The 26,918-nt window shown below is 46.2% G+C and carries 27 protein-coding genes; 4 read left to right on the top strand and 23 right to left on the bottom strand.

The annotated features are described in order from the left end of the window. Nucleotides 1-32 precede the first annotated feature (32 nt). The 23 genes from glmU to R8269_RS18195 form a co-directional block, all read right to left on the bottom strand. Nucleotides 33-1,394 carry a bifunctional UDP-N-acetylglucosamine diphosphorylase/glucosamine-1-phosphate N-acetyltransferase GlmU gene (gene glmU / locus R8269_RS18305; protein ID WP_017635597.1) on the bottom strand — a complete coding sequence of 454 codons (1,362 nt, stop codon included), beginning with the start codon at nucleotides 1,392-1,394 and terminating at the stop codon, nucleotides 33-35. A 149-nt stretch (nucleotides 1,395-1,543) separates the two neighbouring features. Next, complete coding sequence (locus R8269_RS18300; RefSeq protein ID WP_005378937.1) at nucleotides 1,544-1,966, bottom strand: F0F1 ATP synthase subunit epsilon; 423 nt, start codon at nucleotides 1,964-1,966, stop codon at nucleotides 1,544-1,546. A gap of 18 nt (nucleotides 1,967-1,984) precedes the next feature. Beyond that, entirely contained in the window at nucleotides 1,985-3,388 is a 1,404-nt protein-coding gene (gene atpD / locus R8269_RS18295; protein WP_005378933.1) for a F0F1 ATP synthase subunit beta, read from the bottom strand. A 35-nt stretch (nucleotides 3,389-3,423) separates the two neighbouring features. Then, nucleotides 3,424-4,290: a F0F1 ATP synthase subunit gamma gene (gene atpG / locus R8269_RS18290; RefSeq protein WP_005378932.1), complete on the bottom strand. Its 867-nt coding sequence runs from the start codon at nucleotides 4,288-4,290 to the stop codon at nucleotides 3,424-3,426. A gap of 44 nt (nucleotides 4,291-4,334) precedes the next feature. Continuing rightward, nucleotides 4,335-5,876, bottom strand: a complete 1,542-nt coding sequence (gene atpA, locus R8269_RS18285) for a F0F1 ATP synthase subunit alpha (RefSeq protein WP_005378931.1) — start codon at nucleotides 5,874-5,876, stop codon at nucleotides 4,335-4,337. Nucleotides 5,877-5,889: 13 nt separating this feature from the next. Further along, nucleotides 5,890-6,423, bottom strand: a complete 534-nt coding sequence (gene atpH, locus R8269_RS18280) for a F0F1 ATP synthase subunit delta (protein ID WP_017635596.1) — start codon at nucleotides 6,421-6,423, stop codon at nucleotides 5,890-5,892. Nucleotides 6,424-6,437: 14 nt separating this feature from the next. Further along, nucleotides 6,438-6,908 carry a F0F1 ATP synthase subunit B gene (gene atpF, locus R8269_RS18275; protein ID WP_005378929.1) on the bottom strand — a complete coding sequence of 157 codons (471 nt, stop codon included), beginning with the start codon at nucleotides 6,906-6,908 and terminating at the stop codon, nucleotides 6,438-6,440. A 74-nt stretch (nucleotides 6,909-6,982) separates the two neighbouring features. After that, entirely contained in the window at nucleotides 6,983-7,237 is a 255-nt protein-coding gene (atpE, locus tag R8269_RS18270; RefSeq protein WP_002540812.1) for a F0F1 ATP synthase subunit C, read from the bottom strand. 57 nt (nucleotides 7,238-7,294) lie between these two features. After that, nucleotides 7,295-8,107, bottom strand: coding sequence for a F0F1 ATP synthase subunit A (atpB, locus tag R8269_RS18265; RefSeq protein WP_005378922.1), 813 nt, complete (start codon nucleotides 8,105-8,107; stop codon nucleotides 7,295-7,297). Nucleotides 8,108-8,115: 8 nt separating this feature from the next. Beyond that, nucleotides 8,116-8,505, bottom strand: a complete 390-nt coding sequence (locus R8269_RS18260; protein WP_005378921.1) for a F0F1 ATP synthase subunit I — start codon at nucleotides 8,503-8,505, stop codon at nucleotides 8,116-8,118. A gap of 189 nt (nucleotides 8,506-8,694) precedes the next feature. Continuing rightward, nucleotides 8,695-9,576 carry a ParB/RepB/Spo0J family partition protein gene (locus tag R8269_RS18255; protein WP_005383840.1) on the bottom strand — a complete coding sequence of 294 codons (882 nt, stop codon included), beginning with the start codon at nucleotides 9,574-9,576 and terminating at the stop codon, nucleotides 8,695-8,697. Between the two features lie 24 nt (nucleotides 9,577-9,600). Continuing rightward, the gene (locus tag R8269_RS18250) at nucleotides 9,601-10,374 is read right to left on the bottom strand and encodes a ParA family protein (RefSeq protein WP_005383838.1); all 774 of its coding nucleotides are present in this window, start codon (nucleotides 10,372-10,374) and stop codon (nucleotides 9,601-9,603) included. A gap of 10 nt (nucleotides 10,375-10,384) precedes the next feature. Then, nucleotides 10,385-11,020, bottom strand: coding sequence for a 16S rRNA (guanine(527)-N(7))-methyltransferase RsmG (rsmG, locus tag R8269_RS18245; protein ID WP_005378902.1), 636 nt, complete (start codon nucleotides 11,018-11,020; stop codon nucleotides 10,385-10,387). Then, nucleotides 11,020-12,915: a tRNA uridine-5-carboxymethylaminomethyl(34) synthesis enzyme MnmG gene (mnmG, locus tag R8269_RS18240; protein ID WP_005378901.1), complete on the bottom strand. Its 1,896-nt coding sequence runs from the start codon at nucleotides 12,913-12,915 to the stop codon at nucleotides 11,020-11,022. Before mnmG ends, rsmG begins: the two co-directional genes overlap by 1 nt. A 477-nt stretch (nucleotides 12,916-13,392) precedes the next feature. Further along, nucleotides 13,393-13,827: an FMN-binding protein MioC gene (gene mioC, locus R8269_RS18235; RefSeq protein WP_005378900.1), complete on the bottom strand. Its 435-nt coding sequence runs from the start codon at nucleotides 13,825-13,827 to the stop codon at nucleotides 13,393-13,395. Nucleotides 13,828-13,927: 100 nt separating this feature from the next. Next, entirely contained in the window at nucleotides 13,928-15,289 is a 1,362-nt protein-coding gene (mnmE, locus tag R8269_RS18230; protein WP_318222607.1) for a tRNA uridine-5-carboxymethylaminomethyl(34) synthesis GTPase MnmE, read from the bottom strand. Between the two features lie 130 nt (nucleotides 15,290-15,419). Next, nucleotides 15,420-17,042 (bottom strand): membrane protein insertase YidC, encoded by a 1,623-nt coding sequence (gene yidC, locus R8269_RS18225; RefSeq protein WP_005383834.1) that lies wholly within the window; start codon nucleotides 17,040-17,042, stop codon nucleotides 15,420-15,422. Between the two features lie 2 nt (nucleotides 17,043-17,044). After that, nucleotides 17,045-17,302 carry a membrane protein insertion efficiency factor YidD gene (gene yidD, locus R8269_RS18220; RefSeq protein ID WP_005378822.1) on the bottom strand — a complete coding sequence of 86 codons (258 nt, stop codon included), beginning with the start codon at nucleotides 17,300-17,302 and terminating at the stop codon, nucleotides 17,045-17,047. Further along, entirely contained in the window at nucleotides 17,269-17,592 is a 324-nt protein-coding gene (rnpA, locus tag R8269_RS18215) for a ribonuclease P protein component (protein WP_005394102.1), read from the bottom strand. The genes yidD and rnpA overlap by 34 nt, the downstream gene beginning before the upstream one ends. Before the next feature lie 46 nt (nucleotides 17,593-17,638). Beyond that, on the bottom strand, nucleotides 17,639-17,773 hold the full coding sequence (rpmH, locus tag R8269_RS18210; RefSeq protein ID WP_005378825.1) for a 50S ribosomal protein L34: 135 nt from the start codon (nucleotides 17,771-17,773) through the stop codon (nucleotides 17,639-17,641). A 242-nt stretch (nucleotides 17,774-18,015) separates the two neighbouring features. Then, nucleotides 18,016-18,753, bottom strand: a complete 738-nt coding sequence (locus R8269_RS18205; RefSeq protein WP_005378827.1) for an amino acid ABC transporter ATP-binding protein — start codon at nucleotides 18,751-18,753, stop codon at nucleotides 18,016-18,018. After that, a complete protein-coding gene (locus R8269_RS18200; protein ID WP_005378829.1) occupies nucleotides 18,750-19,421 on the bottom strand; it encodes an amino acid ABC transporter permease in 672 nt (223 codons plus the stop codon). Before R8269_RS18200 ends, R8269_RS18205 begins: the two co-directional genes overlap by 4 nt. Before the next feature lie 114 nt (nucleotides 19,422-19,535). Further along, nucleotides 19,536-20,282: an amino acid ABC transporter substrate-binding protein gene (locus R8269_RS18195; RefSeq protein ID WP_005378831.1), complete on the bottom strand. Its 747-nt coding sequence runs from the start codon at nucleotides 20,280-20,282 to the stop codon at nucleotides 19,536-19,538. Between the two features lie 412 nt (nucleotides 20,283-20,694). Here R8269_RS18195 and dnaA point away from each other — a divergent pair, with 412 nt between their 5' ends. From dnaA to gyrB, 4 genes are all read left to right on the top strand, one after another. Further along, nucleotides 20,695-22,101, top strand: a complete 1,407-nt coding sequence (dnaA, locus tag R8269_RS18190; RefSeq protein ID WP_005378835.1) for a chromosomal replication initiator protein DnaA — start codon at nucleotides 20,695-20,697, stop codon at nucleotides 22,099-22,101. 63 nt (nucleotides 22,102-22,164) lie between these two features. Continuing rightward, on the top strand, nucleotides 22,165-23,265 hold the full coding sequence (dnaN, locus tag R8269_RS18185; RefSeq protein ID WP_005394106.1) for a DNA polymerase III subunit beta: 1,101 nt from the start codon (nucleotides 22,165-22,167) through the stop codon (nucleotides 23,263-23,265). A gap of 9 nt (nucleotides 23,266-23,274) precedes the next feature. Continuing rightward, nucleotides 23,275-24,354 (top strand): DNA replication/repair protein RecF, encoded by a 1,080-nt coding sequence (gene recF / locus R8269_RS18180; protein WP_005378839.1) that lies wholly within the window; start codon nucleotides 23,275-23,277, stop codon nucleotides 24,352-24,354. Nucleotides 24,355-24,367: 13 nt separating this feature from the next. Further along, the gene (gene gyrB, locus R8269_RS18175; RefSeq protein ID WP_005378841.1) at nucleotides 24,368-26,785 is read left to right on the top strand and encodes a DNA topoisomerase (ATP-hydrolyzing) subunit B; all 2,418 of its coding nucleotides are present in this window, start codon (nucleotides 24,368-24,370) and stop codon (nucleotides 26,783-26,785) included. Nucleotides 26,786-26,918 lie beyond the last annotated feature (133 nt).

Here is a 26,918-nt window from a genome sequence, read left to right as displayed (position 1 = left end):
TTGACAATATAGCGATAGAGTGCAGGTATTGCTTATTTCTGTTTTACAGGACGCTGCCAGCCAGTAATTTTGCGCTCTTTGACGCGAGTAATTACTAACTCACCTTCTTCAACATCTTTTGTTAGTGTCGTGCCAGCACCGATGGTTGCGCCATCAGCGATAGTGACAGGCGCCACCAGCTGGCTATCAGAACCAACAAAAACATCATTACCGATGATGGTTTTAAACTTGTTCGCACCATCGTAGTTACAAGTGATAGTACCTGCACCGATGTTAGTACGTTGACCGATCTCTGCATCACCTAAGTAAGTTAGGTGGTTCGCTTTTGAACCTTCTCCGATGCGCGCATTTTTCACTTCAACGAAGTTACCCACATGGGAATCGTTACGCATTTCAGCACCAGGACGAAGGCGAGTAAATGGACCAACCGTACATTCTTCACCAACCGTTGCACCTTCAATCACACTGTAAGGGCGAACGATGGTGTTGTCGTCGATTTCACAATCTTTCAGTACACAACCCGCACCGATAACCACGTTATCACCCAGTGAAACTTTACCTTCGATGATAACATTCACGTCGATTTCACAGTCCATACCGCACTGTAACTCACCACGCAAATCAAAGCGTGCTGGATCGCGTAGCATGACACCTTGCTCTAGTAGTTTCTGAGCTTGCATTGACTGGAAAGCACGCTCTAGACGAGCAAGCTGTGCGCGGTCGTTGACCCCTTCCACCTCAATGGCATTGACTGGGTGTACTGCCTCAACGGCACGACCTTCATCGTGTGCAGCTGCAATAACGTCAGTTAGGTAGTATTCGCCTTGTGCGTTGTTGTTGTTTAAGCCAGACAACCAACGCTTAAGATCCCCACCAGTCGCAACCATCACGCCAGTGTTGATCTCTTTAATTTGTTTTTGTTCTTCTGTTGCATCTTTTTGCTCAACGATCGCAACAACAGGACCATTCTTACGGATAATACGACCGTAGCCTGTCGGGTTATCTAGAATCACTGTTAGTAGTGCAATACCGCCTGTTGGCTGTGCATCTAATAGGTTTTCAATCGTTTCAGCTGAAATCAGTGGAACATCACCGTAAAGCACCAGTACTTTTTCATCGTCTTCAAACTTCGGAGACGCTTGATCAACCGCATGACCTGTACCTAGTTGCTCCGCTTGCAGTACCCAGTTTACAGGCTCTTCTGCTAGCGTTTGCTGCATTTGATCACCACCGTGACCATATACTAAGTGGATGTTTTGTGCGCCAAGACCTGTACATGTATCGATAACATGTTTTGCCATTGGCTTCCCTGCCAAAGTGTGTAGCACTTTAGGCATGTTTGAATACATACGGGTACCTTTACCCGCAGCAAGGATCACAGCACTGAATTTCATTAATAACCTATTGACGTTCTATTTTAATTGGGCGTTATTTTAAACACCTTGGAAGGATTAGTTAATGGTGGGATGTAAATTTCCAACTAAAATTAATCAAAAAGGCGACCAATTGGCCGCCTTTTTTCATGCAACGTTGCTAATTGAGCTTAGCGACGCTTTTTTGTCAGCTCGATAACTCGTAGCTGAGCAATGGCTTTAGCCAGTTCACTGGCCGCTTGTGCGAAGTCCATGTCACCATGCTGATTCTGGATTTGCTCCTCAGCGCGGCGTTTGGCTTCTTCTGCCTTCGCTGCGTCTAGCTCTTCACCACGGATAGCTGTATCAGCTAGTACAGTCGCTGTACCAGGCTGAATCTCTACCATACCACCAGAAACATAAATAATTTCTTCGTGGCCGTGCTGTTTCACAATACGCACCATACCAGGCTTGATAGCGGTCAGCAGCGGTGTGTGACCATGGAAAATACCAAGTTCACCTTCGCTACCGGTCACCTGAAACGTTTCAACACGACCAGAGAAGATTTTCTTCTCAGCGCTTACTACGTCTAGGTGAAAGGTTATTGCTGCCATATCGCCTCCTAGTTAGCCTTATAGCTTCTTCGCATTCTCAATAGCATCGTCGATGCTACCGCAGTACATAAATGCCTGCTCAGGAATGTCGTCGTATTCACCAGCTAGTAGGCCTTTAAAGCCACGTAGAGTCTCTTTTAGAGGTACGTAAATACCAGGGTCACCTGTAAATACTTCTGCTACGTGGTAAGGCTGAGTTAGGAAACGCTCAATCTTACGTGCACGAGATACAACTTGCTTATCTTCTTCAGATAGCTCGTCCATACCTAGGATAGCAATGATATCTTTCAGCTCTTTGTAGCGCTGAAGAGTCTGCTGAACACCACGAGCAACTTCGTAGTGATCTTGACCAACGACTAGTGGATCAAGCATACGAGATGTTGAATCTAGCGGGTCGATCGCAGGGTATAGACCCATTGCAGCGATGTTACGGTTAAGTACAACCGTTGCATCCAAGTGCGCGAACGTTGTTGCTGGAGACGGGTCAGTCAAGTCATCCGCTGGTACGTATACCGCCTGTACAGACGTGATAGAACCTGATTTCGTTGACGTGATACGCTCCTGAAGTACACCCATCTCTTCTGCAAGAGTTGGCTGGTAACCTACCGCAGAAGGCATACGACCTAGTAGTGCTGATACCTCTGTACCTGCAAGTGTGTAACGGTAGATGTTATCAATGAACAGTAGTACGTCACGACCTTCGTCACGGAAACGCTCTGCCATTGTTAGACCAGTCAGTGCAACACGTAGACGGTTACCTGGTGGCTCGTTCATCTGACCGTAAACCATCGCTACTTTTGATTCTTCAGGCTTCTCAACGTTTACAACGCCCGCTTCCTGCATCTCGTAGTAGAAATCGTTACCTTCACGAGTACGCTCACCAACACCAGCAAATACTGATAGACCTGAGTGCTGTAGTGCGATGTTGTTGATAAGTTCCATCATGTTAACGGTCTTACCTACACCAGCACCACCGAATAGACCGATTTTACCACCCTTAGCGAATGGACAAATTAGGTCGATTACTTTAACGCCCGTTTCTAGAAGTGCAATTTCGTTTGATTGCTCTTCGTAGCTTGGTGCACTACGGTGGATAGAGTAAACCTCTTCCGCACCCACTTCACCACGCTCGTCAATCGCGTCACCTAGGACGTTCATGATACGACCTAGAGTTTTAGTACCTACTGGTACTGAAATTGGAGCGCCAGTGTTAACCACTTCTACTCCACGACGTAAACCATCAGAGCTACCCATTACGATACAACGAACTACGCCACCGCCTAGCTGTTGTTGAACTTCAAGAACTAGACGCTCTTTTGAGTCCGTTACGTTTAGAGCGTCATATACACTAGGTACATCGCTCTGTGGGAACTCTACGTCGACTACCGCACCGATGATCTGTACGATCTTACCTGTAGCCATCGTTAATCCTCTAAACTATTTCGTTTTACCTAAGCTTAAACCGCAGCTGCACCACCAACGATTTCTGATAGTTCTTGTGTAATCGCAGCCTGACGGGCTTTGTTGTACACAAGTTCCAAATCGTCAATCAAACTGGTTGCGTTATCCGTTGCAGCCTTCATCGCAATCATTCGAGCCGCTTGCTCACAAGCAAGGTTCTCAACCACACCTTGGTATACCTGAGACTCTACGTAACGCACTAATAGCGTATCCAGTAGAGGTTTTGGTTCAGGCTCATAGATGTAGTCCCATGAATGCTCACGCTGCATCTCTTCGCTGTCCGATTTAGGCAAAGGTAGCAATTGATCGATCGTTGGTTGCTGAACCATAGTATTTACAAACTTGTTGAATACTACATATAGACGGTCCAGTTCACCTTCATCGTATTTCTTCAGCATTACGCCAACAGAGCCGATTAGGTCTTGTAGGCTTGGATTATCTCCAAGACCAGAAACCTGTGCCGCAACTTTTGCGCCACCATGTTTAAAGAAAGCTGTTGCTTTTGAGCCAACAACGGCTAGCTCAATCTCAGCACCTTTCTCTCTCCATGCTTGCATGTCTGTAACGGCTTTTTTGAACACGTTAATGTTCAAACCACCACACAGACCACGGTCTGTCGAAACGATGATGTAACCAACACGTTTAGCTTCACGCTCTTCTAGGTACGGATGACGGTACTCTAGGTTTGCGTTAGCCACATGACCGATCACTTTACGCATTGTTTCAGCGTATGGACGAGAAGCTTCCATTGCATCTTGAGAACGACGCATTTTTGAAGCTGCTACCATTTCCATCGCTTTCGTAATTTTCTGAGTGCTTTTAACACTACCGATTTTATTACGTATCTCTTTTGCGCCGGCCATCGTTACTCTCCGTTAGTTGGTGGCAGAAACTGCCACCGACCTAATTACCAAGTTTGGGTTGCTTTGAAGTCGTCAGTCAGTTTCTTCAACTGAGCTTCGATTTCATCGTTGTAAGCGCCAGACTTGTCGATCTCAGCTGCTAGTTCAGCGTATTGACCGCGAGCGTACGATAGTAGAGCCGCCTCGAAATCTAGAACTTTGTTAAGTTCTACATCATCAAGGTAACCGCGCTCTGCCGCGAAGATAGTTAGAGCTTGGTCAAATACAGACATTGGAGCGTACTGCTTCTGCTTCATTAGTTCTGTAACTTTTTGACCATGGTCTAGCTGTTTCTTCGTTGCGTCATCAAGGTCAGAAGAGAACTGAGCAAATGCCGCTAGTTCACGGTATGCAGCTAGTGCTGTACGGATACCACCTGATAGTTTCTTGATGATTTTCGTCTGAGCTGAACCACCTACACGAGATACTGAGATACCTGGGTCAACAGCAGGACGAACACCAGCGTTGAATAGCTCAGTTTGTAGGAAGATCTGACCATCGGTAATCGAGATTACGTTAGTCGGTACGAATGCTGAAACGTCACCTGCTTGAGTTTCGATGATAGGAAGAGCAGTCAAAGAACCAGTCTTACCTTTCACTTCACCGTTAGTGAAACGCTCTACGTACTCTTCGTTTACACGAGCTGCACGCTCTAGTAGACGCGAGTGTAAGTAGAATACGTCACCTGGGAATGCCTCACGGCCTGGTGGACGTTTAAGTAGTAGAGAGATCTGACGGTAAGCTACCGCTTGCTTAGATAGATCATCGTAAACAATCAGTGCGTCTTCACCGCGATCGCGGAAGTATTCACCCATCGCACAACCTGCGTAAGGCGCTAGGTATTGAAGCGCTGCAGATTCAGAAGCTGATGCAACTACAACGATAGTGTTTTGTAGTGCGCCGTGCTCTTCTAGTTTGCGAACAACGTTAGCGATAGTCGATGCTTTCTGACCGATTGCTACGTAGATAGAGAAAATACCAGAGTCTTTCTGGTTGATGATCGCGTCGATCGCCAGTGCTGTTTTACCAATCTGACGGTCACCGATGATAAGCTCACGCTGACCACGACCGATTGGGATCATAGAGTCAACTGACTTATAACCAGTTTGCACAGGTTGGTCTACCGATTTACGGTCGATTACACCTGGTGCGATCACTTCTACAGGTGAAGTCATTTTCGCTTCGATTGGACCTTTACCATCGATAGGCTCACCCAGCGTGTTTACTACGCGGCCTAGTAGTTCTGGACCAACTGGCACTTCAAGAATGCGGCCAGTACCTGTAACTTTCATGCCTTCCTTAAGGTCAGCATATGGGCCCATTACAACCGCACCAACCGAGTCACGCTCAAGGTTAAGTGCCAGTGCATAACGGCCACCCGGTAATTCAATCATTTCACCTTGCATCACGTCCGCTAGGCCGTGGATGCGGATGATACCATCGCTTACCGATACGATAGTACCCTCGTTGCGAGCTTCACTAACAACTTCGAAAGATTCGATACGTTGTTTGATCAGATCGCTAATTTCCGTGGAATTAAGTTGCATGCTCCAATCCCCATTAAGACTGCAATGCATCGCTCAGGCGGTTCAAACGACCACGCGCTGAGTCATCGATGACTAGGTCTCCGGCTCGAATAATAACCCCACCAAGTAGGGTCTCATCTACACTGCAATTCAGCTTCACTTTGCGTTCAAGACGCTTTTCAAGTTTGCTGCCAATGTTTGCAAGTTGTTCATCAGAAAGCTCTGTTGCTGAAATTACTTCAACATCAATTTCTTTCTCATGTTCTTTTTTCAGAGTAAAAAACTCCGTGCAAACATCAGGAAGGGCCGCTAAACGACCATTCTCAGCCATTACCTTCAAAAGGTTTTGACCGTGCGCATCAACTTGTTCGCCGCAAACTGCAACAAAAATTTCTGCCATTTTGTCAGCAGAAACCGAACCCGTTAGTAGTTCGTTCATTTGTTCGTTTTTGGCCACTTCAGCAGCAAAAGATAACATTTGGCCCCATTGGTCCAACTGGTCTTTCTCTAAAGCAAAGTCGAAGGCTGCTTTAGCATAGGGGCGTGCGATAGTAGTCAAATCAGACATATGCGCCCCCAGACTTAAAGTTTTGCAGTAATGTTGTCGAGAATATCTTTTTGCGCATCTTTATCGATAGAACGCTCAAGGATTTTCTCAGCACCAGCTACAGCCAGAGTAGCAACTTGTTTGCGCAGCTCATCGCGTGCACGATTGCGTTCAGCTTCAAGTTCTGCTTCTGCTTGCGCTAGGATTTTCTGGCGTTCTGCCTGAGCTTCCTCGCGAGCTTCATCAAGAATTTGAGACTTACGTTTGTTCGCTTGTTCGATGATCTCAGTTGCTGTGCGCTTCGCTTCTTTCAATTGATCAGAAGCGTTGGCTTGTGCTAGATCCAAGTCTTTCGCAGCACGTTCTGCTGCTTGAAGACCATCAGCAATTTTCTTCTGACGCTCTTCGATCGCTTGCATCAATGGTGGCCATACATACTTCATGCAGAACCACACAAATAGTGCGAACGAGATTGCTTGACCTAGCAGAGTTGCGTTTATGTTCACAACAGCTACCCCTCTATTTGGACTTAGTGTTAATCAGTGACAAGCGATAATCGCCCGTCCCGAGTTAAAGGTGATTAACCTAGTTGACCAACGAATGGGTTTGCGAAAGTGAATAGTAGCGCGATTACGATACCGATCATTGGAACCGCATCAAGTAGACCCGCGATGATGAACATCTTAACTTGTAGCATAGGAGCCATTTCTGGTTGACGTGCAGCACCTTCTAGGAATTTACCACCTAGCAGTGCGAAACCAATCGCTGTACCAAGAGAAGCAAGACCGACGATAATACCTACGGCGATTGCAGAAAAGCTCAGTAAAGTTTCCATTACTATCTCCAATTTATAGTTGTTGGCTTAGTGCCCAAATAAAAAGCTTTAAAAAAATTAATGATCAGGATCTTCGTGTGCCATTGACAGGTAAACAATTGTCAACATCATGAATACGAAGGCTTGAATCGTAATAACCAAGATATGGAAGATTGCCCACGGTAGTGAACCCATCCATTGTAAGTACCATGGTAGCATTGCCGCACAAAGAATGAATACAACCTCACCCGCGAACATGTTACCGAATAGACGCATACCAAGTGATAGAGGTTTCGCTAATAGCGATACCACTTCAATTAGTAGGTTAAACGGAATCATCAGTGGGTGATTGAATGGATGTAGTGCAAGTTCTTTTGCGAATCCACCTAGACCTTTTACTTTGATGCTGTAGTAAATCATCAATGCAAAAACGCCTAGAGCCATAGCCATGGTGATATTCACATCAGCAGACGGTACAACCTTAAGGTAAGGAATACCTAGCCAATGCTCTGCTGGGTATGGTAAGAAGTCGATAGGAACTAAGTCCATCACGTTCATCAAAAATACCCAACAAAAGATAGTCAGTGCTAAAGGCGCGATCAGTGGGTTGCGTCCATGGAACGTGTCTTTGACGTTATCGGCGACAAATTCAACGATCATTTCTACAGCACACTGAAGCTTACCCGGTACACCCGCTGTTGTTCTCTTTGCTACTTTGTAAAAAATTCCGAGGAAAATTAAACCAGTAAACCAAGAAAAAAACAGGCTATCGATATGTACGTTCCAGAAACTTGTCTCCGACCCTACTAAACCCAACTTGTATAGCGATAGGTTAGAAAGGTGGTGGGCAATGTAACCGGACGATGTTAGCGCTTCACCTGGCGCAGCCATAACTCATCCTATTTTTTGTTGTTAATGAATAGCACTGGTGCACAGATATTAATACCTAGTACCAGCAAATAGGTTAGTTTGAGGGGAACAAGTTCCACCTGCATATACATGTAGGCAACATAGAACAGTGCAACCGTGATGAGAATTTTCAGTACTTCACCCGTATAGAAGGAAGCAGCGATGCGCTTGGCAGCGCGAGCTCCACTAAACATGAAAGCACACAGCGCGAATACTGCATTGGCAACAACAAAAATGCCTCCGCCAATCAGCGCTGAAAATCCCCAGTCAGGATTTATGGCTACCGCCATTCCTGCTGCCACAAAAATAACCGCGCCAGACTGGATCATTAACAATTGCCTTGCGAGCTCTCGTCCTGGTCTAGCTAACGCAGCTACCATGTATTCGTACCTCTAGTAATATCCACTTCGCACTTAACTCTCTGTGCTGGGAAATTGGCGAAAATTATACGTTCAGTTCAACGTAAAGCAATTCGATTGCATCAAAAACTTACAGTTTTGTTTACAAAACGACAACTTTCGCACAAAATTCGATTAATTAGATTAATTGACCTAAATCAATTATCTCATCTAGGCCTCAAGCTTGGCAATTAGTTGGTCCAATTTGTGAGGCTCATCAAGACTTATCGTCAATTTCGCTTTTCCGTTTGCAGAACGGGTAAGAGAAACTTTTGCATCAAGCAGCTGACTCAATTTATGCGACATTTGCTCGGCTTCGGTATCCTCTTGTTGCCCTTTTTGCTCATTTTGTGGGGCTAAGCACTTTTTTACTAACTGTTCGGTTTGGCGAACAGTCATTTGCTTCTTAGCCACTTGTTGAGCTACTTCGACTTGCTGTTCGCCTTCTAACGCTAACAGAGCTCGAGCATGACCCATTTCCAATTTTTTATCTGCAACCAGACCTTTTACATCAACTTCCAACTGATTCAGACGTAATAGGTTACTCACCGTCGTTCTTGATTTACCAATCACATCGGCCACTTGCTGATGTGTCAGCGTGAATTCATCTTGTAGACGCTCAAGCGCTTGGGCTTCCTCAATCACATTCAAGTCTTCACGTTGAATGTTTTCAATCAACGCCATGGCGATGGCGGCACGATCTTCAACTTTTTTCACCAAACACGGCACGCGTTTTAAACCCGCCTGCCTTGCAGCACGCCAGCGGCGCTCACCTGCGATGATCTCAAACTGACCATTTTCGACCTGGCGAACCACGATTGGTTGAATAATGCCTTGTGATTGAATCGAAGCCGCTAGTTCTTCTAGCGCTTCAGGCGCCATATCTTTACGCGGTTGGTATACGCCCGGCTGCAATTGACCAATCGCTAAATCGGTTAACTCACCGTCTGCCGATAATTCTTGGCTATGCGATGCAATATGCTGTTTTTCACGAGCAAACGAACTGGTCGACAATAACGCATCCAGTCCTTTTCCGAGACCACGCTTAGACATGGGATTGAATTCCTTAGGTTAGAGTTAAACTGGGATTTCTTCGCGGCGGAGCATTTCGCCCGCTAGAGCAAGATACGCTTTGGCACCTGCGGAGTACTTATCGTAGTACATTGCAGGCTTACCGTGACTTGGTGCTTCAGCCAAACGAACATTACGCGGAATGACAGTACGGTAAACTTTATTCCCAAAGTGTTTTTTAAGTTGATCGGATACTTCATTCGATAAGCGGTTGCGTGGGTCGTACATGGTACGCAATAAACCTTCGATTTTGAGGTTTTCATTCACGACAGCCGCTAACTTGCTGATTGTATCCATAAGAGCAGTTAAACCTTCTAACGCAAAGTATTCACATTGCATCGGCACCAGCACAGAGTCAGCTGCCGCCATCGCATTGATTGTAAGAAGGTTTAGAGAAGGAGGACAATCAATAAAGATGAAATCATAGTTATCGCGAACTGACGACAATGCATTTTTTAGACGCACTTCACGAGCGAAAACTTCCATCAATTTGATTTCTGCCGCGGTGACGTCTCCGTTCGCCGCGATCAAATCATACTTCCCTGTTGTTTGGGTACAAACGACTTGATCGAACGGTGTATCTTCGACCAAAAGATCGTATGCGGTGGCGTCGACCATATACTTATCCACGCCACTGGCCATCGTAGCATTGCCTTGCGGGTCGAGATCGATCACCAAAACCTTGCGCTTTGTTGCCGCCATCGAAGCCGCTAAGTTAATGCACGTTGTTGTTTTGCCGACCCCACCTTTCTGGTTGGCGATTGCTACAATTTTACCCACGATTACCTCGCTAATTTTCCTTGCGCGATAAGATTACTAGATGACGATCACCTTCCAACTCAGGAACAGCCAAAGATATGATCTCTGTCACACTGCACCATTCAGGAAGCTGATCCATTTCATCTTTAGGGTGCTGTCCTTTCAGCGCTAGAAACACCCCGTGCTCTTGTTTCGGCAAATGGTGGCACCATTCCACCATGTCTGTCATTGAAGCAAAAGCTCGACTCAAAACGCCATCAAATTTTTCTTCAGGTTGGAATTCTTCGACGCGACTTTGAATTGGTGTCACGTTTTTCAGCCCTAATGTGTGCACGACTTGCTTGATAAAACGAATGCGTTTGCCAAGACTGTCGAGCAAAAAGAAGGTTTTCTCAGGGTTCATGATTGCCAAAGGGATGCCCGGCAACCCCGGACCAGTACCAACATCAATGAAGCGCTCACCGGGCAGGTGTGCGCTTACAACGATACTATCAAGAATATGTTTCACTAACATATCAAGCGGATCACGTACCGATGTTAAATTGTACGCTTTGTTCCATTTATCGAGCAGTTCGACATAACCAACTAACTGCTCTCGTTGCTGTTCTGACACTTCCAAGTCGGTTTTCGCGATCAGTGAATCCAGCTTTGTTCGCAATGCGCTCATTATTCTTCCTCACCTTTCTTCAGCAAACCATGCTTTTTCAAGTGAACAAGTAGAATAGAAATTGCAGCAGGCGTAATACCAGAAATGCGTGATGCAATACCGATGCTCTCTGGTTTGGCCTCGCTCAGTTTAGCAACGACTTCGTTTGATAAACCTTTTACATCGCGGTAATCCAAATCAGCAGGTAACTTGGTATTTTCGTGACGCAGTGATTTTTCGATCTCTTCCTGCTGACGCTTGATGTAACCATCGTATTTCACTTGAATTTCAACTTGCTCAGCCGCTTGCTGATCTTCAAGTGCAGGAGCAAACGCTTCAAGTTGCGTCAGTTGCGAATAAGTGATCTCTGGACGACGCAGAAGATCCTCACCACTCGCTTCACGGGCCATTGGGGTTTTCAGCAGCTTGTTCAGCTCATCAACACCCTCTGATTTCGGATTCATCCACGTTGCTTTCAAACGCTGACGCTCCGTTTCCATATTGTTGATTTTCTCGTTAAAGCGAGCCCAACGAACATCATCAATCAAGCCTAGCTCGCGCGCTTTTTCCGTTAAACGTAAATCGGCGTTATCTTCACGAAGTAGCAGGCGGTATTCCGCACGAGAAGTGAACATGCGGTACGGCTCTTTGGTACCCATGGTCGATAAGTCATCAATCAACACGCCCATGTAAGCTTGGTCACGACGTGGGCTCCAGCCTTCTTTGTCTTGGCTAAACAAGCTTGCGTTTAGGCCCGCCATCAAGCCTTGCGCTGCGGCTTCTTCGTAGCCAGTCGTACCATTAATCTGGCCAGCAAAGAACAAACCATGGATGAACTTCGTCTCGTACGTTTGCTTCAAATCACGTGGATCGAAGAAATCATATTCAATCGCATAACCTGGGCGAACGATGTGTGCATTTTCAAACCCTTTCATTGAGCGCACGATTTGTACTTGCACATCAAATGGCAAGCTGGTCGAGATACCATTAGGGTATAACTCGTGCGTGGTTAGGCCTTCTGGCTCAATGAAGATTTGGTGGCTGTTTTTGTCAGCGAAACGCATCACTTTGTCTTCAATAGACGGACAGTAACGAGGACCAATACCTTCAATCACACCTGCGTACATTGGACTGCGATCCAAGTTACTGCGGATCACATCGTGAGTTTGTTCATTGGTGTGGGTGATGAAACATGGAATCTGACGCGGATGCTGTTCACGTTTGCCCATGAACGAGAATACAGGCGTTGGGTTATCACCGTGCTGAGCTTCTAGCACTGAAAAATCAACAGTACGAGCATCAATGCGCGGTGGAGTACCTGTTTTTAAACGATCCACACGGAACGGCAGTTCACGCAGTCGATCCGCTAATGCGATCGATGGTGGATCCCCGGCACGACCACCAGACGAGCTTTCCATACCTATGTGGATCTTACCACCAAGGAAGGTACCCACGGTTAGCACAACGGCTTTCGCATGAAAGCGAAGTCCCATTTGAGTTACCACACCAACTGCGCGATCTTGTTCAACAATCAGATCATCAACTGACTGCTGGAACAACGTTAAGTTAGGCGCATTTTCTAATGCATTACGAACGTACGCTTTGTACAGAGCGCGATCGGCTTGAGCTCGAGTTGCTCGTACTGCAGGACCTTTGGAGGCATTTAGTGTACGAAACTGAATACCTGCATGGTCGATGGCTTCAGCCATCAAACCGCCCATAGCATCTACTTCTTTTACTAAGTGACCTTTACCAATACCACCGATCGCCGGATTACAAGACATCTGGCCTAATGTATCGATGTTATGGGTAAGGAGAAGCGTTTTTTGTCCTGTGCGTGCAGATGCGAGCGCGGCTTCCGTTCCTGCGTGTCCGCCACCGACAACAATGACGTCAAAGTTTTCGTGATAAAGCATGAACTGACCTCAGGTATTCAAAGGGATTTAATGGACAGATAAAGGAGCCGTATTTTACCTGCTTTATGCCAGAGAGAAAAACGTTTTCTCGTTTTATCCGTTTTAAGCTTCAAGATAAATATATATAAGATCTATATATATGATCTTTTATTAGATCTACTATTAGGATCGACCGTTTCTGTGGATAACCTAAAAATGATCAACAAGATCATGGATCTTCTTTGGATCATATCTTGTGATCATGATTGGATCAGATCGAGGATTACCTGGGATCAAAAGTGGCAGTTATGCACAGGGGATAAAATTGATCAAAGTTGTTATTGGGATAACTAAAGGAAAATCACTGGATCTTATTGTAGTTATCCACAGTCTGTTTGGTTGGTTTTTGAGCGGTTAAACAAAATAATTTGGTGGGAGTTATTCACATGGGAGAAAACAGAGCCGAATTTCGACTCTGTTGAAGGGAAAGTCGTGAGTTTAAAAACGTTCGATATTCTCTTTTAACCACATCTCTGCGGCGTCTTCTGGCACATCATGGCTCAGTACATCGATTTTAAAGCAATCTGCGAGAGGGGTTGCACCAATATCCTCTAATAAATCATAAGCGTGTTGACCAGCGGCACAGAACGTATCGTAGCTAGAGTCACCAATCGCAATCACCGCAAATTTTACATCAGTCATTTTTGGCGGTGTATTTTGTAATGCTGCGATAAAAGGTTGGATATTATCAGGATACTCACCAGCTCCATGTGTAGAGGTGATCACCAACCACGTACCTTGATTTTCGATATCACTGAGGGAAGGCTGGTTGTGGATCGTTGTTTCAAATCCATTCTCGTTGAGTAGATCACTCAGGTGATCCCCTACGTATTCTGCGCCACCTAACGTGCTGCCTGTAATAATGTGGATCATACTTCTTCCTTATTGAATGCGACGGCTAAAGCTCATGGATGGCTTGCCGTACAAAAAGAAACGCGGTGTGAGTTAAGCTCAGCACCGCGCGTTCGATTATTTACTTCCCGATACAGAATGAAGAGAAGATTCGTCCCAGTAAGTCGTCAGAACTGAACTCACCGGTAATCTCATTGAGATGTTGTTGGGTGATGCGTAGCTCTTCAGCCAATATTTCACCTGCCATATAGCCTTCAAGCTGCTCCTGGCCTATTTGAAGGTGCTGTGCGGCACGCTCTAATGCATCGAGATGACGACGACGAGCCATAAACCCACCTTCACTGTTGCCAGAGAAGCCCATACACTCCTTGAGATGATCGCGCAGAGCTTCAACCCCTGCACCAGTCTTCGCTGACAAACGGATAAGGGTAGGGTTATTGACGTGGCAGATCCCCATATCTTCACCCGTTTGATCCGCTTTATTACGGATCACCGTTATGCCAATGTTGTCTGGTAGGCGATCCACAAAATCTGGCCAGATATCTTTCGGATCGGTGGCATCGGTTGTCGTGCCATCCACCATGAACAACACGCGGTCTGCTTGGGCTATTTCATCCCACGCGCGTTCGATACCGATTTTCTCTACTTCATCGGAAGCATCACGCAAACCTGCAGTATCGATGATGTGCAGAGGCATGCCATCAATATGGATATGCTCACGCAGTACATCACGCGTGGTTCCTGCGATGTCGGTTACGATTGCAGATTCTTTACCCGATAGCGCGTTCAGTAGGCTTGATTTGCCCGCATTTGGGCGACCCGCAATCACGACTTTCATCCCTTCACGCATAATAGCGCCTTGGTTAGCTTCTTTGCGCACCGCATCTAGGTTGTCGATGATGGCTTGTAGGTCACCAGCCACTTTACCGTCGGCCAAAAAGTCGATCTCTTCTTCAGGGAAGTCGATGGCTGCTTCAACATAGATACGCAAATGAATCAGCGACTCAACTAAGGTATTAATGCGGCCTGAAAATGCGCCCTGTAAGGATTGCAGCGCTGATTTTGCGGCTTCTTCAGAACTGGCATCAATGAGGTCTGCAATCGCTTCGGCTTGAGCGAGGTCGAGTTTATCGTTCAGAAACGCGCGCTCAGAGAACTCACCAGGACGAGCAGCTCGAATACCATCTATACCTAGAATGCGTTTTATCAGCATATCCATCACGATAGGGCCGCCATGGCCTTGCAGCTCAAGTACGTCTTCACCTGTAAATGAGTGTGGGTTAGGGAAGTACAGTGCGATGCCCTGATCAAGCACAGTGCCATCTTCTGACTTAAACGGCAGGTACTCTGCGTAGCGGGGCTTTAGTGTTTTGCCAGTGACCTCTAACGCCACTTGGTTGGCTTTAGGGCCAGAAACTCGAATAATACCGACACCGCCACGACCAGGCGCGGTCGCTTGAGCGACAATCGTATCTGTAGTCATAATTTTGCCTTTTGAGCTGGGCTATAGGGAAGATACCTAGGGAGCCATCACAATTAATTAGCTGAATTGTAATCAGCCAAAAACAAAAAGGCGACCTTTTGGCCGCCTTTCTCAATCATTTCCTAAAAGGTTACTTGCTGTGTAAGCCTTTTTTCTCTAATCCTTTGTAGATCAGAGTTTGCTGGATAAGCGTTACGATGTTCGACACCAACCAGTACAGAACGAGACCTGATGGGAAGAACAAGAAGAAGAAGGTAAACATAACCGGCATAAAGGTCATGATCTTCTGCTGCATTGGATCCGTTACCGTTGTCGGGCTCATCTTCTGGATTAGGAACATTGACGCACCCATCAGTAGAGGCAGGATGTAGTAAGGGTCCTGCGCTGAAAGGTCATGAATCCAACCGAAGAATGGAGAGTGACGTAGCTCAACCGATTCCATTAGTGCCCAGTAAAGCGCGATGAAGATAGGCATCTGTAGGATAAGAGGTAAACAACCACCTAGTGGGTTCACTTTCTCTTTCTTGTACAGTTCCATCATTTCTTGGCTCATGCGCTGACGGTCATCACCGATGCGCTCACGCATAGCTTGCAGCTTAGGCTGAAGCATACGCATTTTCGCCATAGACGTGTATTGCGCTTTTGTTAGTGGGTACATTGCACCACGAACGATGAAGGTCAGACAGATGATTGCCACACCCCAGTTGCCAACAAAGCTCTGGATGAATGAAAGCAACATATGAAGAGGCTTCGCAATGAACCATAACCAGCCGTAGTCCACTACTAGGTCTAGGTTAGGTGCCACTTCTGCCATTTCATCTTGCAGTTTTGGACCAACCCAAAGTGTTGCTTCAAACTTAGCCTGATCGCCTGTTGCGATAGTTTTGTTCGGCATACGAACGCCGATGTCGCCTAGGTTGCCAATTACACGAGTGTATAGGTTAGTACCTGGTTCGTTACGTGGGATCCAAGCTGCGGCAAAGTAGTGCTGAATCATTGCTGCCCAACCTTGGCCATCGGCTAGGTTAAGAGACAGGTTGCGATCCTGCATATCATCAAAGCTGTACTTCTTATAACGCGTATCTTCTGTTGAGTATGCGCCACCACGGTAAGTAGGCATTGTGATGCTACCACCATCGTCCATTAGGTTTTGACGTAGGTGAGCGTACATACCAAATGTTGCGTTGTTGCCTGAGTTGTTCACTACATCGTATTCAACATTAAGCGCGTAGCTGCCGCGTTTAAAGATGTAAGTTTTGGTGTATTCGATGCCGTTTGCAGTGAATGTCATCGGAACGCGAAGTTCATCTTGACCGTCAGCCATTGTGAAGCTGTCTGCACTTACGTTGTAGTGAGGGCGATTTGTGCTGCTCAAGTCGATACCTTGAGGACCCACTAGACCGCTTTGAGCGATAAATTGGTGACCTTGAGCGTCTTTAAGCAGAACAAAGGAATCTGATGAATCTAACTCAGCAGAGTATTCGTTAAGGTTGGCATGTACCACATCGCCACCAACGGTGTCGATCGACAGAGTTAAAACATCAGTCGTTACTGTGATAGTTTTTGCAGAAGCTTGCTGTTGACCAGGAACTGGGTCAAGTTCATCAGCAAAAGATGGTGCAGGTAGAGTGCTGCTTGATTGAGCCTGTTCAACTGCTTGAGGTTCTGGATTCTTTGCAACTTGCCATTGTTGAAACAGCAAAAAAGAAACCAGGGCCAAACCGATGAGCAGGATATTACGTTGAGAATCCATCGTTAGTTATCTCTGTCTTGTTTTTGGACTGGTGGAACGGGGTCATACCCCCCTTCATTCAAAGGGTGGCATTTTAATAGACGTTTGCCTGATAACCAACATCCTTTTACAAAACCGTGAGCTCTCAAAGCTTCTAGCGCGTAAGTGGAACAGGTTGGTGTGAACCGGCAACGAGGACCAATCAAAGGGCTGATAAACCAGCGATACAGATAAACGAGCCCAATGGCTATCCACGTGAAGGGCGAGACAGGCGTTGCCATAGCTTATCAAACAACTTAAAAATTTCCTCATTGCTTAAATCTTGCGCGCTTTTCTTTGCAATCACAACAAAATCTTTGTTTGGAAGCTGATGTTGATTGTTACGAAAGCTTTCACGAGCCAAACGCTTAAATCGGTTACGACCGACAGCCGTTTTGATTTGCTTTTTGGGAACCGCTAAACCTAATCGTGGGTGAGAAAGTTTGTTATTGCGAGCAATGATGGTGAAATGAGGCGAGCCAGCTCGATGAGCTTGCTGGAAGACGTTTTGATAATGCTCGGGAGTTAACAAACGTAACTCCCGATTAAACGCGTACGTGTTCAAAATAAACTAGCGATTATTTTGATAGGCGCGCACGGCCTTTTGCACGACGTGCGTTGATAACTTTACGACCGTTCTTAGTTGCCATGCGAGCACGGAAGCCGTGAGTACGCTTGCGCTTTAGAACTGTAGGTTGAAAAGTGCGTTTCATGATAATTACCTTTACTGATCAGTAGTTTTAGGTTCTTGTTAAACCCGGCGTGGGTATTTGCTTTCTTATATAAAGAAGCTCTTTATATAGAGAAGGACAACCGACGCCTCTCAACAAAGAGGCGGAATTGTAATCACACTCACATAATGTGTCAATGACTCAATGAGTACGAAATTCCGGCCGGGCGATTATACGTAGTGTGAGTAAAATCTCAAGGATCAATCGATCCTGATGCTTGATCGTTACTCTATTCCTACTTGGTTAAGGAATTTTTTCAAACGAGGATCTTGTGGATTATCGAAGATATCCTGTGGAGAACCTTGCTCAACGATATTGCCTTCCGCCATGAAGATCACTCTATCAGCGACTTCTTTCGCGAATTGCATCTCGTGCGTCACCACCAGCATGGTTTGATGCTGATTAGCTAACTTCTTCATTAATGAGAGAACTTCACCGACCCATTCAGGATCCAGCGCAGAAGTTGGTTCGTCAAACAACAGCAGTTCTGGTTGCAGCGCCATCGCTCGGCCGATACCCACGCGTTGTTGTTGGCCGCCAGATAATGCCGCTGGATAACTATCGCCTTTATCCCCAAGGCCGATGTCATCCAGAATTTGTTGCGCTCGTTTGAGAGCATCGGCTTTTTTCCAACCTCGAACGGTCACTAGACCTTCGGCAATGTTCTGGCGCGCATTCATATGGGCAAACAGGGCATAGTTTTGGAACACAAAGCCAGTTCGACGACGCAGCGCTAATACTTCGGCTTTAGTGTGTTTTTGAGTATCAACGGAGATGTCATCTATCGTGATACGACCTTCATCTGCTTGTTCTAGAAAGTTCACCGTACGCAGCAAGGTTGATTTACCCGTACCACTTGAGCCGATAATCACGATGATCTCACCTTGCTTAATATCGAGGTCGATGCCTTTCAGCACTTCAGTCTCACCAAAACGTTTGTGAATATTTTCTAACTTAATCATCGTACGTACGCCTTATTCAGTTTTGCTTCTGCCCAGATTTGTACGCGAGTCAGAATTACCACCACGCCCCAGTAAATAAGAGCAACCGCAAGGAAAGCTTCAAAGAAACGGAAACTTGATGAGGCTTCCATCTGTGCTTTCGCCATGATTTCGGCCACACCAAGCGTGAAAGCAAGAGACGTTGACTTGATCATATCGATGAAATAGTTCATCAATGAAGGCAGTGCGACACGCGTTGCTTGAGGTAAAATCACTCGGCGCATTGCTTGGGATGTCGTCATACCGACCGATAAGCTCGCTTCCATTTGGCTGCGATCAATGCCAATAATGGCGGCACGAATACTTTCCGCCATATAAGCGGCAAAGTGCAGCGTTAAACCGATAACCGCTGCTGAAAAGGCGTCGATACCGACCATCAATGGAAAAATTTGCGGTAAGCCGTAATAAAGCAGGAAAAGCTGAACCAACAGTGGGGTGCCACGGAAGAAGCTGATGTACAGTTGGCTTAATTGATCCAGAACTGGCAGTTTAAATACGCGAATATTGGCTAAAATGACGGATAAAATCAGCGAAAACACCAATCCCCATGTCGCCATTTCCATGGTTGTGCCAAGATATTTCAGCAATATCGGCAGCAGTTCCAACATGTAATTAAAGTCAAATCCCATACGGCTTACCTAAAGGCTAGAGAAAAGAAAAGGTGGAAAACAAGTTCCACCTTTACGTAAGTTTATTTTAGTCCGAGAGTGATACCACTTTGCGGCCTAAAGTACAAAGAGTTCTTATTTCGTGATGTCAGCGCCAAACCACTTCACGGAAATTTTCTCTACTGTACCATCTGCGCGCATCTCAGCCAGTGCTTTGTTTACTTCTTCTTGCAGCTTACGACCTTTCTCGTTGTCAACGAAAGGCCATGCGTTTTGAATGGTCTCAAACGGTTCGCCTGCCAATTCCAGAGGAAGGCCAGTTTTCTTAATCAGCTCTAACGCAGAAAGACGATCCATTACAAACGCGTCTGCACGACCGAGCGCCACGTCATGTTCGATACCTGTGTCGTACGTTTTAATGTTGATCTTGCCGTCTTTGTCGTATTGACGCAGCAGTTGCTCAAAGTTAGAGCCTAGGTTCACCGCAACGGTTTTGCCCGCAAGATCGTCAACACCTTTGATGCTGTCGTTGCCTTTACGCACGGTAATTTGTGCGCCATCTACAACGTAAGGGTCAGCAAATAGGTATTTAGCTTTACGCTCATCAGTCATGGTGATTTGGTTGGAGATCGTATCGATACGACCAGTTTCTAAAAGACCAAATAAACCAGAGAAGTTGGCTGTTACGTATTCGATTTTGTAATCGTTACGTTTACCGATTTCATCCCACATGTCGACTTCAAAGCCTTGTAGCTTGTCTTGCTTTACAAAAGTAAACGGGAAGTAGCGACCTGACATACCAACTTTGACTTCAGTAGCGGCTTGTACGGTTGCTGCCGACAGTGCAATGGCTGCAACGGCAACCTTAATCCAGTTTTTCATAATACATCTCCATAATTTTATGGTTGGAAATACTACTGTTAGTTAGCTCAATTAAATAAATAACCAAGAGCAATAACCTAGACCTGTGAGTTATTAGATAATAGAAGAAGAATGTTAAATGTGACGAAAATGCGAACTGAACCTAGCGAAATGATCGACAAAATCAGCATTGGGAATAAAATAATACACAGACTTATCACCAATCGCTCGATCTTGTGAACTTTGCCCAATTGTGGATCGTTGTGTGGGCAAATTTGGGGCAAGGTGTGTTGATCTCATCAAGTTTGCAGAAATAATTGTGAATAACTTGGATCTTATTCACTGGATCGTCGATCAATCGCTGGCGATCTTGGTTATCAACAGGTAAAATTGCCAGTCTTTTCCGATAATTCAATTACTCAGTGGGGGCACCGTGTCATCTTCGCTTTGGCTGCAATGTTTGCAGCAGCTTCAAGAAGAGCTACCAGCTACAGAATTCAGCATGTGGGTTCGTCCGCTACAAGCGGAGCTCAATGACAATACTCTCACTCTATTCGCGCCAAACCGCTTTGTGTTGGACTGGGTGCGTGATAAGTATCTGAACAATATTACTCGCTTACTGCAGGAATACTGCGGTGGCGATATTCCTAACTTACGCTTTGAAGTGGGGAGCCGACCTGTCTCTGCTCCAAAACCAGCGCCGACACGTACGCCTGCAGATGTGGCTGCCGAGTCATCTGCACCTGCACAATTACAAGCGCGTAAGCCAGTACACAAAACCTGGGATGACGACGCTCAAGCGATTGCGGCTATCAATCACCGCTCAAACATGAACCCAAAACACAAGTTCGACAACTTTGTTGAAGGTAAGTCGAACCAATTGGGTTTGGCTGCGGCGCGTCAGGTATCGGATAATCCTGGTGCAGCATACAACCCGCTATTCCTATACGGCGGCACGGGCTTGGGTAAAACGCACTTGTTGCATGCGGTGGGCAACGCGATTGTGGATAACAACCCGAACGCAAAAGTGGTCTACATGCACTCAGAGCGTTTTGTGCAAGACATGGTAAAAGCGCTGCAAAACAATGCGATTGAAGAATTCAAACGCTACTACCGCAGCGTGGATGCGCTCCTTATCGATGACATCCAATTCTTTGCTAATAAAGAACGTTCACAAGAAGAATTCTTCCATACCTTCAACGCACTATTGGAAGGTAATCAGCAGATCATTCTAACGTCTGACCGTTATCCTAAAGAAATTAATGGCGTTGAAGATCGTCTTAAATCTCGCTTTGGTTGGGGGCTTACTGTTGCGATCGAGCCGCCTGAGCTTGAAACGCGTGTGGCGATCTTGATGAAAAAAGCCGAAGATCACCAAATCCACCTTGCTGATGAAGTGGCATTCTTCATTGCAAAGCGTCTGCGTTCGAACGTTCGTGAGCTCGAAGGTGCACTGAACCGTGTTATCGCGAACGCGAACTTTACTGGTCGTCCAATTACGATTGATTTTGTTCGTGAAGCGCTGCGCGATCTGCTTGCTCTACAAGAGAAGCTGGTGACGATCGATAACATTCAAAAGACCGTGGCGGAATACTACAAGATTAAAGTAGCGGACTTGCTGTCTAAGCGTCGTTCTCGTTCTGTAGCGCGTCCTCGTCAGCTGGCTATGGCGTTAGCAAAAGAACTAACCAACCATAGCTTGCCTGAAATTGGCGATGCGTTTGGTGGCCGCGATCATACGACCGTACTTCATGCTTGTCGCAAGATTGAGCAGCTGCGTGAAGAGAGCCACGACATTAAAGAAGATTACTCTAACTTGATTCGCACCCTGTCTTCGTAATCGGTTAGAATAACGGTATTCTAAGCAAATCATTTATTGAGCTGACAGCGTAAAGAGCCAAGCATGAAATTTACCATTGAACGTAGTCATTTAATCAAACCGCTACAGCAGGTTTCGGGCGCTTTAGGTGGCCGACCAACTCTGCCAATCCTGGGTAACCTACTTCTTAAAGTAGAAGAGAACGTATTGTCGATGACGGCAACCGATCTTGAAGTAGAGTTAGTAAGCAAAGTGACGCTAGAAGGTGATTTTGAAGCGGGCAGCATTACCGTTCCTTCGCGTAAGTTTCTCGATATCTGCCGTGGTTTACCGGACGATGCGATCATCACATTTGTATTAGAAGGTGATCGCGTACAAGTTCGCTCTGGTCGCAGCCGTTTCTCGTTGGCAACGCTTCCTGCGAACGATTTCCCTAATATTGAAGACTGGCAAAGCGAAGTGGAAGTATCACTGAGCCAAGCCGATCTACGTACGCTGATCGACAAAACTCAGTTCTCGATGGCGAATCAAGACGTTCGTTACTACCTCAACGGCATGTTGTTTGAAATTGACGGCACCACGTTACGCAGCGTGGCGACGGACGGCCACCGTATGGCGGTATCGCAAACTCAGCTAGGTGCAGACTTTGCGCAGAAGCAAATCATCGTGCCACGCAAAGGTGTGCAAGAATTAGTAAAGTTGATGGATGCGCCAGAGCAGCCTGTAGTACTTCAGATCGGTAGCTCCAATGTTCGTGCTGAGGTGAATAACTTTACTTTTACCTCTAAGTTGGTTGATGGTCGTTTCCCTGACTACCGCCGTGTATTGCCTCAGAGCACCAATAAGACACTAATAGCAAGTTGTGACGAGTTGCGCCAAGCCTTCTCTCGTGCTGCGATTCTTTCCAACGAAAAATTCCGTGGCGTGCGTGTGAATCTGGCTGATACTGAAATGCGCATAACCGCGAATAACCCAGAGCAAGAAGAAGCGGAAGAGATGCTTGATGTAACCTTTGAAGGTGACGCCATCGAAATCGGCTTTAACGTAAGCTATGTGCTTGATGTTCTGAACACGTTGCGTTGTGAAAATGTACGTGTGTCGATGTCGGATGCTAACGCTAGCGCATTGATTGAAAATGCCGACGATGACAGTGCCATGTACGTGGTGATGCCAATTCGTCTATAAGCCAACTGAATGCCTCTTTCTCGTCTCATCATTCAGCAGTTTCGAAACATTAAAGCCTGTGATATTGAGTTATCAGCAGGCTTTAACTTTCTTATCGGGCCGAACGGCAGCGGTAAAACCAGTGTCTTAGAAGCGGTTTATCTGCTCGGGCATGGCCGCTCATTCAAGAGCTCTCTCACCGGACGAGTGATACAAAATGAGTGTGACGAACTGTTTGTTCATGGTCGTTTTTTGAACTCGGATCAATTTGAGCTACCTATCGGCATTAATAAGCAGCGTGATGGCTCAACAGAGGTTAAAATAGGCGGTCAATCTGGACAAAAATTAGCGCAGTTGGCACAAGTTCTGCCTCTGCAGTTGATACACCCAGAAGGGTTTGATTTACTGACAGATGGCCCTAAACATCGTCGTGCGTTTATTGATTGGGGCGTGTTTCATACCGAGCCCGCTTTTTATCAAGCATGGGGAAGGTTCAAGCGCCTGAACAAGCAGCGCAACGCGTTGTTGAAAACCGCCAATAGTTATCGTGAGCTCAGTTATTGGGATCAGGAAATGGCAGGATTGGCTGAAAACATCAGCCAATGGCGAGCAAGTTACATCGAGCAGATGAAAACTGTCGCAGAAACTATCTGTCAGACATTTTTGCCAGAATTTGAGATCCAATTGAAGTATTATCGTGGCTGGGATAAAGACACTCCATACCACGAGATACTAGAAAAGAATTTTGAGCGTGATCAGGCATTGGGATACACCTTTAGTGGCCCAAACAAAGCTGATTTGCGCATTAAAGTGAACGGAACGCCCGTTGAAGATGTTCTGTCACGCGGTCAATTAAAACTCATGGTGTGTGCATTGCGTGTAGCGCAAGGGCAACACCTGACAGAGATGGCCGGTAAACAATGCATTTACCTAATTGATGACTTCGCGTCGGAATTAGATAGCCAACGTCGCAAGCGTCTTGCTGACTGCTTAAAAGAGACGGGCGCACAAGTATTTGTAAGCTCTATCACTGAAAGCCAAATCGCCGATATGTTGGACGATAACGGTAAATTGTTTCATGTGGAACATGGCAGGATAGAGTCAAACTAGAAGAGAGAAACTCATGTCTGAAAATTACGATTCATCGAGTATTAAGGTACTGAAGGGTCTGGATGCGGTACGTAAGCGTCCAGGAATGTACATCGGCGATACGGACGACGGCACCGGCCTTCACCACATGGTTTTCGAGGTGGTGGATAACTCAATTGATGAAGCGTTGGCAGGTCACTGTAAAGACATCGTTGTGACAATTCATGAGGATAACTCGGTTTCCGTTAGCGATGATGGTCGTGGCATTCCAACAGAAATCCACTCAGAGGAAAATGTCTCTGCAGCAGAAGTAATCATGACGGTTCTTCACGCGGGTGGTAAGTTCGACGATAACTCATACAAAGTATCGGGTGGTCTTCACGGGGTAGGTGTTTCAGTAGTAAACGCACTATCAGAGAAAGTTGAGCTAACGATTCATCGTGGTGGCCATATCCATACGCAAACCTACCGCCATGGTGAGCCTCAAGCGCCACTAGCCGTTGTGGGTGATACGGATAAAACCGGTACACAAATTCGTTTCTGGCCAAGTGCCGAGACGTTCTCTAACACAGAGTTCCACTATGACATTCTGGCGAAGCGCCTGCGTGAACTGTCATTCCTGAACTCTGGTGTGTCGATCAAATTGGTTGATGAACGTGAAGCAGACAAACATGATCACTTCATGTATGAAGGTGGTATTCAAGCGTTCGTTGATCACCTAAACACCAACAAAACGCCAATCATCGAAAAAATCTTCCACTTTAATTCTGAGCGTGAAGACGGCATTTCAGTTGAAGTGGCGATGCAATGGAACGATGGTTTCCAAGAGAACATCTTCTGCTTTACCAACAATATCCCACAGCGTGATGGTGGTACTCACCTTGCTGGTTTCCGTGCTGCGCTAACACGTACATTGAACAGCTTTATGGATAAAGAAGGTTTCTCGAAGAAAGCGAAAACAGCGACTTCAGGCGACGATGCGCGTGAAGGTCTAACTGCGGTTGTTTCGGTGAAAGTGCCTGATCCTAAGTTCTCAAGCCAAACAAAAGACAAACTGGTTTCTTCTGAAGTGAAATCAGCTGTTGAGTCTGCAATGGGTGAAAAACTGTCTGAGTTCCTGATTGAGAACCCGACAGAAGCGAAGATGGTTTGTTCGAAAATCATCGATGCAGCACGTGCTCGTGAAGCAGCGCGTAAAGCTCGTGAAATGACGCGCCGTAAAGGTGCGCTAGACCTAGCTGGCCTTCCAGGTAAACTTGCAGACTGTCAGGAAAAAGATCCGGCACTCTCTGAACTATACATAGTGGAGGGTGATTCGGCAGGCGGCTCCGCAAAACAAGGCCGTAACCGTAAGAACCAAGCAATCCTACCGCTAAAAGGTAAGATTCTTAACGTAGAAAAAGCACGTTTCGACAAGATGCTATCTTCTCAAGAAGTAGCAACACTGATCACCGCACTAGGTTGTGGTATCGGTCGTGACGAGTACAACCCGGACAAGCTTCGTTACCACAACATCATCATCATGACCGATGCCGATGTCGATGGTTCGCACATCCGTACGCTACTGTTGACCTTCTTCTACCGTCAAATGCCAGAGCTTATCGAGCGTGGTTACGTGTACATCGCTCAGCCACCACTATACAAAGTGAAAAAAGGCAAACAAGAGCAGTACATCAAAGATGAAGAAGCGATGAACCAATACCAAGTATCATTAGCTCTGGATAATGCATCGCTACACGTAAACGCAGAAGCACCTGCACTGGCTGGTGAAGCACTAGAGAAGCTTGTTCAACAGTACAATGCGGGTATTAAACTGGCGGAACGTATGAGCCGTCGCTACCCAAGTGCTTTGGTAAACGAGTTGATTTACACTCCTCGCCTAACGCCAGAGCAATGCCATGACGCATCAGTTGTGGAAGCTTGGACGAAGCAGCTTATTGAACAGCTGAATGCGAAAGAAGTGGGTGCAAGCCAGTACAGCTACGAAGTTGAGCAGCACGAAGAGCTAGGCTTAAACTTGCCTAAGATTGTGGTTCGTACTCACGGCGTGACGCACGAACATGCAATTAGCATCGACTTCCTAAACTCGAAAGAGTACGGCAAGTTGGCTGATCTATCAGAAGCACTTGATGGACTTCTGGAAGAAGGCGCGTACATCAAACGTGGTGAGCGTACTATGCCAGTGGCAAACTTTGCAGAAGCGCTTGACTGGTTAGTGAAAGAGTCAATGCGTGGCTTAAGCCGTCAGCGCTACAAAGGTCTAGGTGAGATGAACCCAGACCAACTTTGGGAAACCACCATGGACCCAGAAACTCGTCGTATGATGCAGGTAACGATTGAAGATGCGGTAGGTGCAGATCAACTGTTCACTACGCTAATGGGTGACCAAGTAGAACCTCGTCGTAACTTCATCGAAGAGAACGCACTGAAAGTAGCGAACCTAGACGTATAACGACACTGTTCGTGATAGTAAAAAGCAGCGAGAAATCGCTGCTTTTTTTGTTGTACCTGTGCCGTCCTAAATAAGGTTGACACTTTCCACCCCCCAAAATTGGAGAGTGTTATGAAATCAACAACTAAAAGAA

It is taken from the genome of Vibrio sp. Vb0667, from assembly GCF_033391095.1.
The sequence above is the reverse complement of the archived record's forward strand: the minus strand, read 5'-3'. Positions and strand labels throughout refer to the sequence as shown.

Bases quoted from the DNA above. Each gene is read 5' to 3' on its own strand.
- glmU (WP_017635597.1), bottom strand. From the start codon at position 1,394: ATGAAATTCAGTGCTGTGATCCTTGCTGCGGGTAAAGGTACCCGTATG.
- R8269_RS18300 (WP_005378937.1), bottom strand. From the start codon at position 1,966: ATGGCAGCAATAACCTTTCACCTAGACGTAGTAAGCGCTGAGAAGAAA.
- atpD (WP_005378933.1), bottom strand. From the start codon at position 3,388: ATGGCTACAGGTAAGATCGTACAGATCATCGGTGCGGTAGTCGACGTA.
- atpG (WP_005378932.1), bottom strand. From the start codon at position 4,290: ATGGCCGGCGCAAAAGAGATACGTAATAAAATCGGTAGTGTTAAAAGC.
- atpA (WP_005378931.1), bottom strand. From the start codon at position 5,876: ATGCAACTTAATTCCACGGAAATTAGCGATCTGATCAAACAACGTATC.
- atpH (WP_017635596.1), bottom strand. From the start codon at position 6,423: ATGTCTGATTTGACTACTATCGCACGCCCCTATGCTAAAGCAGCCTTC.
- atpE (WP_002540812.1), bottom strand. From the start codon at position 7,237: ATGGAAACTTTACTGAGCTTTTCTGCAATCGCCGTAGGTATTATCGTC.
- atpB (WP_005378922.1), bottom strand. From the start codon at position 8,107: ATGGCTGCGCCAGGTGAAGCGCTAACATCGTCCGGTTACATTGCCCAC.
- R8269_RS18260 (WP_005378921.1), bottom strand. From the start codon at position 8,505: ATGGTAGCTGCGTTAGCTAGACCAGGACGAGAGCTCGCAAGGCAATTG.
- R8269_RS18255 (WP_005383840.1), bottom strand. From the start codon at position 9,576: ATGTCTAAGCGTGGTCTCGGAAAAGGACTGGATGCGTTATTGTCGACC.
- rsmG (WP_005378902.1), bottom strand. From the start codon at position 11,020: ATGAGCGCATTGCGAACAAAGCTGGATTCACTGATCGCGAAAACCGAC.
- mnmG (WP_005378901.1), bottom strand. From the start codon at position 12,915: ATGCTTTATCACGAAAACTTTGACGTCATTGTTGTCGGTGGCGGACAC.
- mioC (WP_005378900.1), bottom strand. From the start codon at position 13,827: ATGATCCACATTATTACAGGCAGCACGTTAGGTGGCGCAGAATACGTA.
- mnmE (WP_318222607.1), bottom strand. From the start codon at position 15,289: ATGACTACAGATACGATTGTCGCTCAAGCGACCGCGCCTGGTCGTGGC.
- yidC (WP_005383834.1), bottom strand. From the start codon at position 17,042: ATGGATTCTCAACGTAATATCCTGCTCATCGGTTTGGCCCTGGTTTCT.
- yidD (WP_005378822.1), bottom strand. From the start codon at position 17,302: ATGGCAACGCCTGTCTCGCCCTTCACGTGGATAGCCATTGGGCTCGTT.
- rpmH (WP_005378825.1), bottom strand. From the start codon at position 17,773: ATGAAACGCACTTTTCAACCTACAGTTCTAAAGCGCAAGCGTACTCAC.
- R8269_RS18205 (WP_005378827.1), bottom strand. From the start codon at position 18,753: ATGATTAAGTTAGAAAATATTCACAAACGTTTTGGTGAGACTGAAGTG.
- R8269_RS18200 (WP_005378829.1), bottom strand. From the start codon at position 19,421: ATGGGATTTGACTTTAATTACATGTTGGAACTGCTGCCGATATTGCTG.
- R8269_RS18195 (WP_005378831.1), bottom strand. From the start codon at position 20,282: ATGAAAAACTGGATTAAGGTTGCCGTTGCAGCCATTGCACTGTCGGCA.
- dnaN (WP_005394106.1), top strand. From the start codon at position 22,165: ATGAAATTTACCATTGAACGTAGTCATTTAATCAAACCGCTACAGCAG.
- recF (WP_005378839.1), top strand. From the start codon at position 23,275: ATGCCTCTTTCTCGTCTCATCATTCAGCAGTTTCGAAACATTAAAGCC.
- gyrB (WP_005378841.1), top strand. From the start codon at position 24,368: ATGTCTGAAAATTACGATTCATCGAGTATTAAGGTACTGAAGGGTCTG.